This window comes from Bradyrhizobium guangxiense, from assembly GCF_004114915.1.
GTDB lineage: Bacteria > Pseudomonadota > Alphaproteobacteria > Rhizobiales > Xanthobacteraceae > Bradyrhizobium > Bradyrhizobium guangxiense.
The window spans coordinates 751792-766927 of the sequence record NZ_CP022219.1 but is presented as its reverse complement, the minus strand read 5'-3'; the positions used below and the strand labels follow the sequence as shown (position 1 = coordinate 766927).

Here is a 15136-nt window from a genome sequence, read left to right as displayed (position 1 = left end):
GGCGTGTTGGCTTTTGAGTCACACTGCGATGTGTGAGGCGCGACACGAACGGCCGGGAAAGACAGGCTTGTGTGCGTTTTTTTAGCAGTCGGTCGGGATAAAGCGGAATGCAACTTGGCCGCGCAAACCGGCACCCGACTCTTTTCCGTCGTGCCTGCGCGTCATGACGTAAGCCCCGAGGCGAACAAAAGGAGTCCGTCAGCTTACGAGTTTTCGAAAAAGGAACGCGGCTCTGCTCCGCTCAGCCGTCGCTGGTCTTTTTCTTCTTGCTCTTCTTCGCGGTCGTTGACGTCTTCTTGGGCGCAATGTTGGTCGGCTTGCCGGCGCGCTGCTGGCCGGGCTCGGGTCCGCGGCGGAAGAACACCGCACATTGCGGCGAGAGCTGCGCTTTCTTCTTGATCATGCAGGCGGTGATGGCATCGACGTTCGGAACGAACTCGCTGCACAGCCGCATCGCATCCGGCGTGCAGGCCTGCTGCTCCTCCTGGGTGTAAGCGAAGCCGGCGCCGGGCAGGGCCAGCACGGCCAGGGCTATCCCGATGGTGGCAGCAGCCAAGGATGTCTTGAAGCGAAGCGCCCGCATCTATTCCCCCACATGTCGAGTCACAGCGGATAGTGGGTGAACGGCGGTTCGTTGGCAACGAGGGGGGATGCGAAAGCCGCAACCTGTGCGGTCTCGGCAACAGGAGGGCAGCCCGGCACCAGCCCGCGATCTTCAGTTCCGGCAGCCCCAACTCAAAAACCGCGAAAACAACCCCATGCACAGTAGCCAAGCCTCGGTAATCCCAAGGCATTTTACGTCTTAGGATTTGGCGAAACCCGGTTTGACTCGTCGGGCAAATCGGGGGCATCATGCCAGCATCAAGAAGATGCGCGTGGGGTGGCGACCTGTCTCCTGCGCAGGTCGACAAAGCGCACACGAGGAGGACAATCGCATGACGGGGAATGAGGCGGAGCTGCCGCTGGCGGGCGTCACGGTGGTCTCGCTGGAGCAGGCGATCGCGGCACCGCTGGCCAGCCGGCACCTGGCGGATTGGGGCGCGCGGGTGATCAAGATCGAGCGGCCGGGCGCCGGGGATTTCTGCCGGGACTACGACCACGTGATGAACGGCATGTCGAGCCAGTTCGTCTGGACCAACCGCTCCAAGGAAAGCCTTGCCATCGACATCAAGAGCGAGGCCGGCCGCAAGGTGCTCGACGCCCTGCTGCCGCAGGCCGACGTGTTCATCCAGAATCTCGCGCCGGGCGCGGCGGAGCGGCTCCGCCTCGATGCCGCATCGCTCCTCCAAAAACATCCGCGCATCATCGCCTGCGACGTCTCTGGCTATGGCACGGGCGGCCCCTACAGCGACAAGAAGGCCTATGATCTCCTGGTCCAGTGCGAGGCCGGCGTGCTCGCGATCAACGGCACCGAGGCGGAGCCGGCCAAGGTCGGGCTGTCGGTGGTCGATATCGCCACCGGCATGTACATCCTCAACGGCGTGCTGATGGCGCTGTATCGCCGCGAGCGGACCGGCAAGGGCACCGCCTTCCAGGCCTCGCTGTTCGATTCCATCACAGACTGGATGAGCTATCCCGCCTTCTACACCAACAGTACCGGCCGGCCGCTGCCGCGCACCGGCGCCAGGCACGCGACGATCGCCCCTTACGGCCCGTTCCGGGTCGGCGATGGAACGACCGTCTTCTTCGGCATCCAGAACGATCGGGAATGGCGGTCGCTGTGCAGCATCGTGCTCGGCGATCCCAGCTTCGCCGACCATCCGAACTTCCGGACCAATCCGCTGCGCATGCAGAACCGCGACGAACTGCAATCTCATATCGAGCAGCACTTTGCCGCCATGACCAGCGAGGAGGTGCTGCGGCTGCTGGACGAAGCTTCCATCGCCAATGCGCATCTGAATTCGGTCGAGGCGTTCCTGGCACACGAGCAGCTCCGCACGCGCGGCCGGGTGCAAAGCGTGGGATCGCCGTGCGGGCCGGTGATGAGCTTCCTGCCCGCGCTGACCATTCCCGGCTTGACCCCGCGGATGGATGCGGTGCCGGACGTCGGCCAGCACAACCAGGCCATCCTCGGCGAGCTCGGCCTTTCCGGGGAGGCGTGACGATGGTCTCGCAGCGCCCAACGCGGGCCTATCTCGCCGTCCCCGCGCATCGCGCCCGTCTCGTCGCCAAGGCAGCTAGCTCGGCTGCGGATGCGGTATTCATGGATCTCGAGGACGCGGTGCCGCCCTCGGAGAAGAGCCATGCGCTGGAGGAAGCCGTCCGCGCCCTCGCCTCGCTCGACTGGGGCAACAAGCGCGTCACGGTCAGGATCAACGCCGTCGACAGCCCCTTTATCGCAGACGAGATCCGTGCGCTGGCAGCGCTGCCGCGGCTCGATGCTTTGATCGTGCCGAAGGCGGAGCGCCCGAGCGACATCGTTGCGATCGCCGATCGCTTACGCGCGGCCGCGCCGGATCGCGCCGCGCCGATCGCGCTGGACTTGCTGATCGAGACCTCGCTCGGCCTCGTCAATGTCGACGCGCTCGCCGCGTGTCACCCCAGCGTCGCCGCGCTGCATCTCGGCGTCGGCGATTTCGCAGCGTCGATCGGCGCCCGCTCTTCCGACATCGGCGTGTCGCCGGACGGCTATCGCCACGTCGGATCGGCGCAGAGCGGCTACGCCGCCGCCCCGCTCGACCTGTTCGCCTATCCGATGATGCGCCTGCTGGTGGCCGCACGCGCATTCGGCCTCATCGCTATCGACGGTCCCTGTGGCGCGTTCCGCGATGCCAAATTGACCGAGAGCAGCGCGCAGAAGGCCGCGGCGATGGGCTTTGACGGCAAGCAAATCATCCACCCCGACCAGATCGAACCGACGCTGCGCGCGTTCATGCCGTCGGACGCGGAGCTGGCCCAGGCGCGGCGGATCGTCGAAGCCATGGAGCAGGCCGAGGCGCAAGGCCAGGGCGCGGTGACGCTGGACGGCAAGATGATCGACTATGCCAATGTGCGCATGGCGCGCCGGATCATAGGGTTGGGGTCGTAGCGGCGCATGGCCACCCTCTTGATCGTCGCGCCCGTGTTTGCGCTGATCGCGGCCGGCTATGCCGCGGTGCTGTTTCGCTTCGTCTCGGAGAGCGCGCACAAGGGCATCAGCGAGTTCGCCTTCAGCATCGCGATCCCCGCGCTCTTGTTCCGCACCATCGTCGTGTCGGAATTCCCCGATGTCAGCCCCTACCGGATGTGGGGCGCCTATTACGGCGCGCTGGCGCTGACCTGGATCGCGGCGCTCATGATCTCCGCGCTCCTGCGCGCGCGGCGCGGCAGCAGCGAAGACGGCGTCGTGTTCGCGATCGGCTCGGTCTACGGCAACATCGTGATGCTCGGCATTCCCCTCGTGCTCTCTGCGCTCGGCAATGAAGCGGCAGGGGCGATGGCGCTGATCCTGTCGGTGAACACGCCGCTGCTCTGGCTCTGCGGCATCCTGCAGATGGAGCTGGTCAGCCGCAAGCGCACCGGCTCGGCCCTCTCGGTGATCCGCCCCGTGCTCGCCGACCTCGCCCGCAACCCCCTGATGCTCGCGATCGGCTTCGGCGTGATCTGGCGCTTCATCGGCCTCGGTCTCACCCCCGTCGTCGACAGGACGATCGAGCTGCTGGCGCAGGCGGGCTCGCCGACGGCGCTGATCGCGCTCGGCATCAATTTGTTCCGCTTCGAGGTGAAGGGCGAGAAGCTGAGCATTTTGGTGATGTGCGCGCTCAAGCTGGCAGCGATGCCGGCAGCCGCGTTCGTGCTGGCAAGACTGCTCGGCCTGCCGCCGGTTGCGGCCGGCGTCATCGTGCTGTTCGCAGCAATGCCGACCGGCGCGAACGCGTACATCTTCGCGGTCCAGTATCAGCGGCTGGTGAACCCGGTGTCGGGCGCGGTGGCGCTGGGGACGCTGCTGGCGTCGGCGACGTTGCCGGTGGTGGTGTGGGTGGTGGCGGGAGGAAGGTAGCGCCGCGCCGAGAGAAACTCAGCTGCTCGGTTTACGGTGCTCGGCATGACCAATCGAAGGCGAGAATTTTGACTTTAGCCTAGGCAGCCCAGTCCATGATCGCGTCGATGAAGGTCTGAGCCTGGCGGATCGCGTCGAGCCTCGTCGCACAGACACCGACCGACACTGTTCGGCCCTTTCCGACAGTCCACTTCCAACCAGCCGGGTAGCTCATTTCAACGATCCAGAAGCTTACACCACGATGTTCCACGGAGAACCTCCGCTAACATGTTGCTGTGTCCGAAAAGGCTACTCCAAATGACGAATTTGTCCAGCCGAACGCAGGCCCACAATTCGCTTGCGCGGCTTGGATATGAGCGTTCAGGAGAGCGCATGGAGACTTTCCGGGAAACTCAAGCGGCTCGCATAGTACTGCGCGGGGTTACGGTGACAGGGGTTGCGGTGACAAAATCGATGTCGCCCGACGTTGTGGAGTTTCATGCACTGTCACCGTAATGCACGCCGGCTTACTGCTTCGGTTCAGCTCGTGCTTCCAGCCCGCGAAGCTGCGTCCCAACAATCAAGGCACCGATCTTACGGCCCATGTCCTTTCCAACCTCCGCCGAGAAGCGGTAATGGAAGCCGGCATAGATGCGCGCATTGGCGACCTCGTCGCTATAATCCTGAATCTTGGACCATTTGCGAGTCACCCCTGGCGCAGTGGGGCTGGTCATCGACAACTCCATTTCGTCGCCGGCGATTGACCGGAGGACCGTGGCAACCGAAGCTGATACGATGCAGTGGGCGCAGGGGTATTCGGGATGCATCGGCGTTTCACCCAGCGGCAGCCAAGACGCTTCGCGTGGCGTCAACGGGTTGCGCGCGATGTCCGCGTTGCGAATGGCCGTCATTGGCCGCCAGAAATTGTAGTGATACTTCGCATCAAAGACGGCAACGATTGCGTCGTTCGCAGCGATCTCGGCAAGGGCGAAGAGACGAGCGCAGTCGACGACATCCATGTGCTTGGCCGATGCGACTTGCCGGACAATCGGATTGAAACTGGGAGGCCCGACCAGAAACCAGAATCGTCCGATCGTCGTCTGCTCTGCTGTTCTCGTCGTGCTGTTGCGAGCGCCGAGCTCCCGAATTTCATTGACGTCTCTGGTCCAGGTCTCGGAATCAAGCGCCGGTGGAGGCGCTGGACGGAATTGTGAGCCCGACGCGATGCCCCAAGGGGACGTTGCTCCAGCCGTCGTCGCGATTGGCACCACGGTCGGCACATAGACACCCGGGGCTGTATAGGGGCGATAAGTCTCCTCAGCACCACTGCCGTCATCCCTGCGCAATGCTATCACGCCGGCAGCGGCAAGCTTTCCAAGCTCGATTCCATTCGCCTTTCCCTCCGTGTCCGGAATGCCGGAAAGCGATGCAGCTAAAGCCGCATCAAGGGCAGATTTCTGGTCCGGATAGATCATCAGAAGAACGTGGTAAGCCGCAGTCGACGCTGCGGCTTCCTTGGACGTGGAGCGGTCTGCCACGAGATCCAGCTTGTATGGAGTGTATCGCCTGTCGATCGCGTTGACGGCCTCGAACATGGCAACGTGAAGCATCGACATCGCCCGAGCCTGCGGCACAGGCAGCACCTTCTTTTCAGCGGCAATCGCATCTGCTTTCGCGTTCCAGTCCATGATGACGTCGGCACGCGCGGTGCCGATGCAAACTGCAAGGGTGGCGACGATCAGGAATGGAGATTTCGTTGCAAGAAACGTCTTCATCTTCATGCTCCTCGTTGTTTCAACAGAGAGCGACATCTTGTACGGACGCGCCGCGCAAGAACGTGGAAGTGCAGAACGATCTTAGGATCGCAGCAAGCCGGCTGCTGTGAAACAGTTTACACCCGTCCTCGCTTTCATCGAAAAGACTTTGAGGCCGCGCCCCAAAGAGTAAGATCGACTGCCTTACCTGATGCACGAGCGGCAATCTCGGCAGTCTCCGACAATCATCACATGCTTTGCGCATTCGGGCTCGCCGACGGTGCTGATCAAGCCGGGCATCAATTTGTTTCGCGCGAGGTGAACCTCAGACTTCGTGGCGACACCTTGTCGTCGCAGTCCAGGGCAAGTGCCATCTGCGTGGAACCGTGCCAGCAGACTCGCGATAAATCCATTCCGGCGCATTGAACCGGTCCAAACGATCGACTGACCAAAAGGAGTTCTGCATTGTAGGAGCAGTTCCATGGGCATTCCCAAGGATGGGACGATGTCGGTCCGCATCACATGCGTCGGTCACGCCAGCCGGCGCTGGAGAAGTGCTCGCACGAAGGCGGCCGCGTCCGCACTGAATCAGCGCCTGTCGGAATTCAGGGCGAAAACGATCTTCGACCAGGTCGATCCCATCGTCAAAATGCAGCTGCCGGGATTGCCCATCGCCCTTGACCAAAAGGCGGTCGGGAGCACGGAACCGTTTCCGACGGCCGGCGAAGATAACGCCGCCGTCGATCGCAGCGTCGTGCTCATGGTCGACCTGGTTTGGACAGGCACGGGCGGTTACAAGAAGGTGCACCGTCCGCCCCGGCTTGTTTACGCGCCGAGCACTTTCTGGGAGATGAAAATCGCAGCGCTGTTTGGCGCCTCAGGTATCGGCTTCAAATCGAGCTTGCTGCGCGTGAAGATCAAGAACTTGAATACGGGGCGCGAACTGTCGCTCTTTGGGCCGATTTTCGGCGGTGATCTGACCATCGGAGCCGGCATGTTCAAGAAGGTGCCCAAGGTGTCGCCGGTCAGCTTCGACAAGATAGATCCCAAACAGTTGCGGGATGCGCAAGTGGGCAAGCCGGTCGTCTTCACGACACCGCTCATGGACTTCGAAGACTGGATCAACGGATCGGAAGGCCAGCTCGTGCGGCTCGTTCATGCTCATCTTAAAACCGGCGTGACCAAGTCGCAAACCAGCTTTCTCCAGTTCGTCAGTGTCGATACTCATCCCGGCTCATTGGTGTTCGATCTGACGGCGCTCGGTTTCTCCCTGGGTATTCCCGAAGTATCCGATCAGGTTCAGTCCGGAAAACTCACCGCCGAAAACCATCCGTCTGACCAGTATCTCGTCGACACACCCGATGACGTTGTTCCTGTCCAAGTCGCACAGCACCGCAGCGAAGGCCTTCTGATCAGCTTCCCCACTGAAAAACATAAATGGACGGACTTGAGTCCGAGCCAGCAGGAGGAAGTGAAGCGATTTGTGATGAACAGAACGGCAGCCATTCGCGCTTTGTCTGACTTCAAGGATGTGGTCGCCCCGACGCCGTGATGGGGCGGGCCGCTGGCGGATTGTTCTCCCCGACGGAGCCGTGGCTTTGAGCTTCGAAGGGCGAGACGCTGAGCGTTCTGGTGATGCGCGTGCTGAAGCTGGCGGCAATGCCGGTGGCGGTGATGATCATGGGACCGTGAGCTGGCGCATGGCCAAACGCGTGCGGCGCGACCGGGACCGGCCGCGCCGCTCTGCGCAAGAGCGCTGCGTTCTAATTACCAGTAATCCGGCTCATAGGCCGGTGCTCCCCAGCCCGGCTCGGCGTAGCGATACGCATAGCCAGGGGTCCGGTAGCTGTAGGTCTGGTGATAGCCTCCAAGGCGGCGGCACTGGCCGACGCCGGCTGCCAATTGACCGCCGTTCATTGCAGGGCCCGCGGCTCCGACTGCGCTTTCGCTGCTGGGCGTGCACCAGCCGGGTCCACGGCCCGCGGCGAGACTCGGGCTTGATGCGGCGAGCGGCAAGATCGCGGCCATCGCGGCAGCCACGCTCAGTCGTTTCAAGTGTGTCATCGTCTCCTCCATCGTTGCGATGAACACTCGACCAATACCTGCCGGCGGCCGTCGTTCCGCCTGCGCCGCTCGCGATTGCGCGAGCCAACAAGGGTTTCAATGTTTCCGGGAACGGCTTTCGGATCAGTTCCTTGATCTGTTCAGGAGGAACACGAGCTGCCTGGAGAACGCTGCACCTCAAAAAAAGAGGGCCCCCTTAGGGAGCCCTCTTCCGGTTAGTCCCAATCGTCGTGATGGTGTCGCCTGATCACGACCGTCCGATCGGCGTCGCGATCATCCCAGCCACGATGCCAGCCCCGATCATGCGCATAGAATTCCGCACGCGGGCCATAATGGTAGTAGCCGCGATCGCTTCCGATGCGGACGCCAAACTCTTCTGCGCTCGCGATGGTCGGCACCGCAACCGCAACGGTCGCTAACGCGGCGAGAACGTAAGACAGTTTTTTCATGTTCCCTCTCCAGTGTCAGTTACCCCTCGGCGAAAAAACAAATCGCGCATGACGACGTTCCGATTTCCGTCGCGAAACTTTCTTGAACGGATATTCAGGTCGTTCCGGATTCGAACTTGTGGCGCGTTGTATCGCGTTCTCACCGTCATCGCCCCGGCTTGAGCAATGATGGCGAGAGTGCATCGATTGGTGTCACCCACGGTCATGGAATTTCGTGTATCGCCGCCGGGGTATGCGACTCCTGCTCGTCCTGTCGTACTCTGCGACGGCGCGTGCATCCAAGTGGGACGTTGCCAAATCAGGGAATGCGGTCCGAGATGTTTTGTGCGCTGGAAGCAGTCGGCCAGAGTTTTGGTTAATTGTCCCCGAAGGTCCATTCGAGCATTGGGGTCGTGAAGTCGTGAACCGCTGTTCGAACGGCCCGTGGTAAGTTCAGGCAATGCTGAGCCCTCAACCACCGCTACGAGGCGTACCGAAGTCGCCCACCGACGATCGAATTGCTACAGCAGCGCTCATCGTCAATGGCCTGACGGTCCGGCCGCGCGAGCAAGTGAACCCGTGGCTCTTCGCACTTTGTCTGCTGCCAAATTTCGTGGCGCTCCCCGTCCTAGCCGGTCTCGGCATGCATCGGCTGCTGCGATACCTGGACACACAGCGGAAGGAAGACTAGCTAAGTGTGACGTCCGCAACGTCACAAGCAAAGGTCAAGGCAAGCGCGACACGGCTTCTCCGCCACCATAGCCGATATCGCAACGGGTTCCGACCTTTGTTCAGCTTCGAGCCATTAGACAACATGTCGGGGACGTTGCGGATACAGCGACCTGCACAATAGAATTTCTTGCACTGTCACCGTAATCTCAATACATGCGGCTTTCACCCAGCTCATTGAAGCAATCATTTTTTGCTCTGTGGAAATTGCTTGTTCAGGTCAGCGCAGTATTGATCAGCTTTCGCCTTGGTGGGGGCCATTTTCTCGTCTTCAGCCTTGCACTGCTCGTCAGTGCAATTCCCTTCACCGCACAGGCTGTAGAGCATTTTGAGCGTAGCGTTCTCGTCTCTGGGATTGCCCGTGACGTGCTTAACGTCAAAACAGAACCGCGTGATCCTAGGTTTGCCGCTGAATTGATCGGTGTATCTCGTCCAGCCCCATGACTTGAACTGCTTGGCGTTGCGCGACTGAATGGCCTCGAAGACGTCCGGGTCGAATTGCGCCATACCCACGGCAGAAATTTGCTTTGGTCCCAGTACGAAAGGAACGGCTTTCGCATCGGTTGCGCATCGGCTGTACCCATACGGCCGAGGGTCACTGTCATCCGCGCCCCAGAACCCGACGTGCATACTCATGTCCTTGGTAGTAGTGTTTCCCCCGTTCGCCCACTGAGGAGTCACGGCCCAAGCCAGCTTCCCATCAACTTTGACAGCCGTGAAAGAAAGGTCCTGAAGAAAAACATAGGCCCTGTTCGCGATGCGGGCCGTCTCGTCGGTCTCATGGAATATGTGGGCGTGGAAGAGGAGGATGACCGCCGTGATCGCGCTGACGCCCACGAGACCCTTAGTCCATCCAGCGAGAGACTTGGTGTAGCGGGCAATCGTACGCTCGCTTACGGTGCCTTCGGGCTGTTCCTGCCGGGCCTCACGATTTTGGTTGTCCGGCCGAGGCTGGATTTCGGACTCGTCCCGTTGCTGGCTTTGTTGATCTACGCTTGCGGGTTGGACGCGTGGGCTGTTCGGTCGCTTCGGTCCCCTCCTTTTGCCCACAATCCGCCAACCCGTAATTTTCGATGCCGACGCAGATACTGAACGGCACGTGCAACGGTACAAGTGGCAACCCAAGGTTATCCCGGTTTTTTATGAGCTACCTGCAAACTGTCTTTAGCAGTGCGTCCTTGACCTTCTCCAATGGGACGGACAAAGCGTGACTAACCTGAGCGCTGAAGATGGCTGGTACAGTTGGGTGGGCTCGAACCACCGACCTCCTGTTCCACAGACAGGCGCTCTAACCAACTGAGCTACAACTGCATCCTTGCGAGCCGCGCCTTGGGCTGCCTGAAAAGGCCTAGTGCCGAGGGGGGCTGGACGGGGCGGAAACTAGGTGCAACGGCCCGGTTTGGCAAGGCCGCAATGGGGTGAAAAACCAGCTGAAATCACGTTCGGTGCGAGGAAATCCCCTCCTCCGCTTGCGGCACCGCATCTGATGCTCGCGCCTGGGGCGCTCAGGCTTCCACATCGTCATGGCCGGGCTTGTCCCGGGCATGACGACCGTCCTGGATTTCCACAAGCGCGGGAGAGGCGAAGAAAAACCCGGGCGTTTCGGCCCGGGTCTCTCATGTTCAAACCGGCCTTACCGCTCAGGCGGCGGACGGATAGTACTTCGAGGCGGAGGCCTTGATCGGCTCGGCGGTCTCGGCGGCGACGCGCTGGCTCAGCTCGACCAGCTCCTTGGCCTGGGCCTGGAAGGTCTCGAACTGCTTGCGGGTGTGGCCGGTCCACAGCTCCAGCGCTTCCGACGGCGACTTGGCGCCGAACAGCTGCTGGGCGAAGTCCAGCTGGGCGCTGGAATTGGCCTTCATGAACTCGACCAGCTTGGCGGTGTACTCGCTCGCGCCCTTGGAGGCGCAGGTGAACACGGCCTCGACGGTGCCGTTGTGGGTCTCGGCCGCGTCCTTGAACTTGGCGTAGCTTTCGCGGGCCTGCGACACGCCCTTCTCGGCGAACGCACGCATCTGCTCGGGAACCTCGAACGGAATGATCGAGGCAGAAAACGGATCAGTCGCACCTGTCATGGTCGTCCCTCACGATAATGAAAAAATGGAGTGAGCCTTCTGGCGCGCCCGCCGGCCCCCGACCCGGGCCTGAATTAGCGGTGCCAAGACTGGAAACGCGTTACAAACGAGATGGCTCGCCCAGCGCCCAGCATTGTGGCTGCCTATCATGTCAACATTGTGCATCGCAACGCGCCAGGCGGGTGCGTTGCGAAATTTAATCTCGGTGAGGGTGAGGTTCCGGTACCGGGGAACCGGTGGTTGAGCGGGGATGGCGACGAATTTGGCTGCAAGCGCCGCTCTTCCGTTCCCAGGGAGGGGGGTGCCACACGGGGACTCTTTCGGTCTGGCACTTCCTGGGGCTTTCTCATCGGCACCGTTTGCTAGGCTACCCCTCTCCCTAACCCTCCCCCCCAAGGGGGGAGGGAACGCACCTTCTCTCAGACGCGCGTGTCGCCTCGATCAGGCCGGCGTTTAGCCTCCTCTCTCGAATCCCTTGGATGCGGCCGGACTGCGGCTTGCGGGGGGGGCCGGATTAAGGTTATCGCGGCTTACGGGCTCTCCTGAAGGGCCGGAGCCGTGGACCTGCGCGAAGGCGCGGGCAATACTAACCTTTTCTTAAGGCTGCCATTCCGGCGGCCGCCAGCGTCAAGCGTGAGACTAAAGCCGGTCGGATGACGAGTTCGGATTTCCAGTTGCGAGGTGTGGGCGATCCCCGGCTGGCCGTGCATGCGACCTCGCAGCTGCCCACCTGGCTGTGGTCGATCGACGGGGCGCGCGTGCTGTGGGCCAACCCGGTCGGCGCAAGAGCGTTCGGCGCGGCGCATAGCGCGGCGCTCGCGGACAGAGTGTTCGGCCCGGCGGACCCCCATCGCCGCCAAGTGGCCCGGCTCGCCCGGCAGCTGCCGGCGAACGGCAGCGTGCGGCTCCAGCGGCTGCGCGGCTTCGGCGCCAGGCTCGGCACGCTGATGACCTGCGCCTGCAGCCGGCTCGACTTCGCCGACGGCAGCCATGCCGTGCTGGTCACCGCGATGGACCCGACACTGCGCGGCATGCCGCTGATCGAGCGGCTGCATCGCCTGGTCGAAGGGGCGAAGATGCCGATGGCGGCGTTCGCGCCGGACGGCCTGTTCGTCGGCGCCAGCGACGCCGCTCGCACCTTGCTCGGCTTTCGCGATCTGTTCGAGGCCGGCCTCGACCGGGCGCGCAGCGAAGCGCTGCGCGAGGGCCGCGCCGAGACGCCGATCGGGATCGGCCAAATGGTGCTGCAACGAGTCGGCCGCGGGGCCGATATCGGCCTGGTCGCGCTGATCGAGCCGGCCGCCTCTGTGCATGCCGCACCGGCGGAGCCTGCGCCTGCGCAGACGACGGATGCCGCGAACGAGGCGCCGGTTGAATCTGGGACGATGCCAACCGAACCGCCGCCGTCCGACAACGCGCCTGCAGGCATCGCCATGTTCGACGCCTTCGCCGAGCCGATCGAGCCGGCCGCGGAAGCTGCGGCGGAAACTCCGGTTGAAACCCCGGCCGAAGCCATTGTGTCGCCGCAGGCGGCGCCGATCACTGTCGGCATGGTCGAGCCGCCGTCGCAGGAGTCGCCGCGCCCACCGCCGTCGGGCCAAGAGGCGCCCGCACCGCGTCAGCATCCGCTGCGCTTCCTCTGGCAGACGGATGCGGACGGCCGCTTTGCGCTACTCTCCGACGACTTCATCCACCTGATCGGTGCGCGCACCGCCGCAAGCTTCGGCCGCCCCTGGCGCGAGATCGCGGACGCCTTCGCGCTCGATCCCGACGGCCGCGTCGCGCAGGCGCTCGCAAGCCACGACACCTGGGCCGGGATCACCGTGAACTGGCCGACCGACGGCGGCGCGCCGCTGCCGGTCGAGCTCGCGGGCCTGCCGGTCTACGACCAGTCGCGCAATTTTGCCGGCTTCAAGGGCTTTGGCGTCTGCCGCGATCTCGACGCCCTCAACCGGCTCGATGCGCTCCGCCGCTTCGCGCTGGTCGCGGAGCCGCCGGCCGCGGAGGAGTTGCTCGCCGACGCGGCCAATCCTGAGACAGAGGCCAAGCCAGAGTCTGAGACGGAGCCTGAGCCGGTCGCCGAGGCGCCACCGCCGATCGAGCCGCCCGCAACCGAGCCCGAGCCAACAGCCGAACCCGAACTGCCAGAACCCACCAGAGACGCGACTTCACATCCAACCGATCCGGAAACGTCCGTGGAAACCCCTCCCAATGTCGTGCCGTTCCGCCCGTCCGGCGATGTCAGAACACTCAATGATCAGAGATCGCCGACGCTGACGCCGGTCGAGAACAGCGCGTTCAACGAGCTCGCCCGGCAATTGTCCGAGCGTCTCGAACGCGAGCGCGAGGTGATCGCAGCCGACAGCTCCGAGCCAGTCGCGGAGCTCAGCACCGAGCCGCCGCCGGCGGAGCCTGCGCCGCCGCCGGCCGCGGCGGAATGGCTGACCGAGCCCGCAGCCCCGCCGCGCGGCGCCAGCGCGCGCGACCGCACGCTGCTCGACCTGTTGCCGTCAGGCATCTTGATCTACCGGCTCGACCGCCTGCTCTATGCCAATCCCGCCTTCCTCGCGCGTATGGGCTATGCCAGCATCAACGCGCTGGAAGATGCCGGCGGGCTGGATGCGCTCTATGTCGAACCGGGCGTGTCCTCGGCGAGCAGCACCTCGCAAGCCGGCACGCCGGTGACGATCAGCGCAACGGTCGCGAACGGCGAAGCGCCGCTGGCGACGACGGATGCGCATCTGCACACGATCGACTGGGACGGCGAGAGCGCGCATGCGCTGATCTGCGCGCTGCCGCAGGCGGCCGTCGTGGCCGTGGCCACGGTCGCGGCTGAAATTGCGGAGCCGATCGGCGAGGAGTCCTTCCCGTTCGCGCCCGAGCTGGAATCCCAGGCCGGCGATGCCGACGCCGAGGATCTCGCCGCGATCCTCGACACCACGGCCGAGGGCATCGTCATGTTCGATGCCGAAGGCAACATCCACGCCTGCAACCGCAGCGCCGAGGCGCTGTTCGGCTATGACGGAGCGGCGCTGCTCGAGCAGAACCTCTTGACGCTGTTCGCGCCCGAGAGCCGGCAGGTCGTCGTCGACTATCTCGAAAGCCTCAAGAACCAGGACATCGCCAGCCTGCTCGACCACGGCCGCGAGGTGTTGGGGCGCGAGCGCAAGGGCGGCGTCATTCCGCTGGCGATGATCATGGGCCGCACCCGGCCCGACGGCCCCAACTTCTTCGCCGTGTTCCGCGACCTCTCGCAGAGCAAGAAGGGCGAGAGCGAGCTGACGCAGGCCCGCCACCTCGTCCACGATGCCGCCAATGCCAAGGCCGACATGCTGGCGCGGATCAGCCACGAGATCCGCACCCCGCTCAACGCCATCATCGGCTTTGCCGAGGTGATGATCTCCGAACGTTTCGGCACGCTCGGCAACGAGCGCTACGGCGAATACATGAAGGACATCCGCGCCTCCGGCGAGCGCGTCATCGCCATCATCGACGACCTCCTGGAGCTGTCGCGGATCGAGACCGGCAAGCTCGACCTCAACTTCGCCAAGCTCAACCTCAACGACCTCGTCGAGGCCTGCGTGACGGTGATGCAGCCGCAGGCCAATCGCGAGCGCATCATCATCCGCACCTCGCTCGCGCATGCGCTGCCGCAGGTGAGCGTGGATGCGCGCGCGATGCGGCAGATCACCATGAACCTGATCTCGAACTCGATCCGACTCGCGAGCGCCGGCGGCCAGGTCATCGTCTCCACCGCCACGACCGACCGCGGCGAGATCGCGCTGCGCATCCGCGACACCGGCCACGGCCTCAGCGATCGCGAGGTCGCCGCCGCGATGGAGCCGTTCCGCACCCCGCCGCCCGGGGACGCCGCGGACAATGCGGCGCTGAACCTGTCGCTGACCAAGGCCCTGGTCGAAGCCAACCGCGCCCGCTTCAACATCAAGAGCGCAGGCCACGGCACGCTGATCGAAGTGGTGTTCGCGCCGGCGCTGGCGGGGGCGTAGGTCGCGGCATACTCAAGCCGTCATTCCGGGGCGCGCCTGTTGGCGCGAGCCCGGAATCCATCGATCCGCAGCAATTGTGGTACAATGGATTCCGGGCTCGTCGCTCCGCGACGCCCCGGAA

At 63.5% G+C, this 15136-nt stretch carries 12 protein-coding genes and 1 tRNA gene; 5 read left to right on the top strand and 8 right to left on the bottom strand.

Going from position 1 to position 15136, the window contains the following annotated elements; genetic code table 11:
- Positions 1-241 precede the first annotated feature (241 nt).
- Positions 242-583: a hypothetical protein gene (locus X268_RS03685; RefSeq protein WP_128923664.1), complete on the bottom strand. Its 342-nt coding sequence runs from the start codon at positions 581-583 to the stop codon at positions 242-244.
- Between the two features lie 352 nt (positions 584-935).
- Here X268_RS03685 and X268_RS03680 point away from each other — a divergent pair, with 352 nt between their 5' ends.
- From X268_RS03680 to X268_RS03670, 3 genes are read left to right on the top strand one after another with little or no spacing between them, the layout of a single operon-like run.
- A complete protein-coding gene (locus X268_RS03680) occupies positions 936-2102 on the top strand; it encodes a CaiB/BaiF CoA transferase family protein (RefSeq protein WP_128923663.1) in 1167 nt (388 codons plus the stop codon).
- Between the two features lie 2 nt (positions 2103-2104).
- Positions 2105-3028 carry an HpcH/HpaI aldolase/citrate lyase family protein gene (locus X268_RS03675; protein ID WP_128923662.1) on the top strand — a complete coding sequence of 308 codons (924 nt, stop codon included), beginning with the start codon at positions 2105-2107 and terminating at the stop codon, positions 3026-3028.
- A 6-nt stretch (positions 3029-3034) separates the two neighbouring features.
- Positions 3035-3979, top strand: coding sequence for an AEC family transporter (locus tag X268_RS03670; protein ID WP_128923661.1), 945 nt, complete (start codon positions 3035-3037; stop codon positions 3977-3979).
- 79 nt (positions 3980-4058) lie between these two features.
- On the opposite strand, the gene X268_RS40520 is transcribed toward X268_RS03670, so the two are convergent.
- Both X268_RS40520 and X268_RS03665 read right to left on the bottom strand, forming a co-directional pair.
- Positions 4059-4193, bottom strand: coding sequence for a hypothetical protein (locus X268_RS40520; protein WP_256456200.1), 135 nt, complete (start codon positions 4191-4193; stop codon positions 4059-4061).
- A gap of 292 nt (positions 4194-4485) precedes the next feature.
- Positions 4486-5733, bottom strand: coding sequence for a vanadium-dependent haloperoxidase (locus tag X268_RS03665; protein WP_245477767.1), 1248 nt, complete (start codon positions 5731-5733; stop codon positions 4486-4488).
- Positions 5734-6193: 460 nt separating this feature from the next.
- Here X268_RS03665 and X268_RS03660 point away from each other — a divergent pair, with 460 nt between their 5' ends.
- Complete coding sequence (locus X268_RS03660; RefSeq protein WP_128923659.1) at positions 6194-7264, top strand: hypothetical protein; 1071 nt, start codon at positions 6194-6196, stop codon at positions 7262-7264.
- Positions 7265-7479: 215 nt separating this feature from the next.
- Here the strand turns inward: X268_RS03660 and X268_RS03655 are convergent, their stop codons facing one another.
- The 5 genes from X268_RS03655 to X268_RS03635 all read right to left on the bottom strand — a co-directional run bounded on the left by X268_RS03655 (position 7480) and on the right by X268_RS03635 (position 11008).
- On the bottom strand, positions 7480-7776 hold the full coding sequence (locus X268_RS03655; protein WP_128923658.1) for a hypothetical protein: 297 nt from the start codon (positions 7774-7776) through the stop codon (positions 7480-7482).
- Positions 7777-7991: 215 nt separating this feature from the next.
- A complete protein-coding gene (locus X268_RS03650) occupies positions 7992-8225 on the bottom strand; it encodes a hypothetical protein (RefSeq protein ID WP_128923657.1) in 234 nt (77 codons plus the stop codon).
- Positions 8226-9119: 894 nt separating this feature from the next.
- Positions 9120-9770, bottom strand: coding sequence for a hypothetical protein (locus X268_RS03645; protein ID WP_128923656.1), 651 nt, complete (start codon positions 9768-9770; stop codon positions 9120-9122).
- Positions 9771-10167: 397 nt separating this feature from the next.
- Positions 10168-10244, bottom strand: a tRNA-His gene (locus X268_RS03640).
- Positions 10245-10573: 329 nt separating this feature from the next.
- Positions 10574-11008: a phasin gene (locus tag X268_RS03635; RefSeq protein WP_128923655.1), complete on the bottom strand. Its 435-nt coding sequence runs from the start codon at positions 11006-11008 to the stop codon at positions 10574-10576.
- 653 nt (positions 11009-11661) lie between these two features.
- On the opposite strand from X268_RS03635, the gene X268_RS03630 reads away from it, so the two are divergent.
- A complete protein-coding gene (locus X268_RS03630) occupies positions 11662-15015 on the top strand; it encodes a PAS domain-containing sensor histidine kinase (RefSeq protein WP_128923654.1) in 3354 nt (1117 codons plus the stop codon).
- The last annotated feature ends 121 nt before the right edge of the window (positions 15016-15136 follow it).

Excerpts from the sequence above, each read along its gene's own strand:
- X268_RS03685 (WP_128923664.1), bottom strand. The coding sequence starts at position 583 with ATGCGGGCGCTTCGCTTCAAGACATCCTTGGCTGCTGCCACCATCGGG.
- X268_RS03680 (WP_128923663.1), top strand. The coding sequence starts at position 936 with ATGACGGGGAATGAGGCGGAGCTGCCGCTGGCGGGCGTCACGGTGGTC.
- X268_RS03675 (WP_128923662.1), top strand. The coding sequence starts at position 2,105 with ATGGTCTCGCAGCGCCCAACGCGGGCCTATCTCGCCGTCCCCGCGCAT.
- X268_RS03670 (WP_128923661.1), top strand. The coding sequence starts at position 3,035 with ATGGCCACCCTCTTGATCGTCGCGCCCGTGTTTGCGCTGATCGCGGCC.
- X268_RS40520 (WP_256456200.1), bottom strand. The coding sequence starts at position 4,193 with ATGAGCTACCCGGCTGGTTGGAAGTGGACTGTCGGAAAGGGCCGAACA.
- X268_RS03665 (WP_245477767.1), bottom strand. The coding sequence starts at position 5,733 with ATGAAGACGTTTCTTGCAACGAAATCTCCATTCCTGATCGTCGCCACC.
- X268_RS03660 (WP_128923659.1), top strand. The coding sequence starts at position 6,194 with ATGGGCATTCCCAAGGATGGGACGATGTCGGTCCGCATCACATGCGTC.
- X268_RS03655 (WP_128923658.1), bottom strand. The coding sequence starts at position 7,776 with ATGACACACTTGAAACGACTGAGCGTGGCTGCCGCGATGGCCGCGATC.
- X268_RS03650 (WP_128923657.1), bottom strand. The coding sequence starts at position 8,225 with ATGAAAAAACTGTCTTACGTTCTCGCCGCGTTAGCGACCGTTGCGGTT.
- X268_RS03635 (WP_128923655.1), bottom strand. The coding sequence starts at position 11,008 with ATGACAGGTGCGACTGATCCGTTTTCTGCCTCGATCATTCCGTTCGAG.
- X268_RS03630 (WP_128923654.1), top strand. The coding sequence starts at position 11,662 with ATGACGAGTTCGGATTTCCAGTTGCGAGGTGTGGGCGATCCCCGGCTG.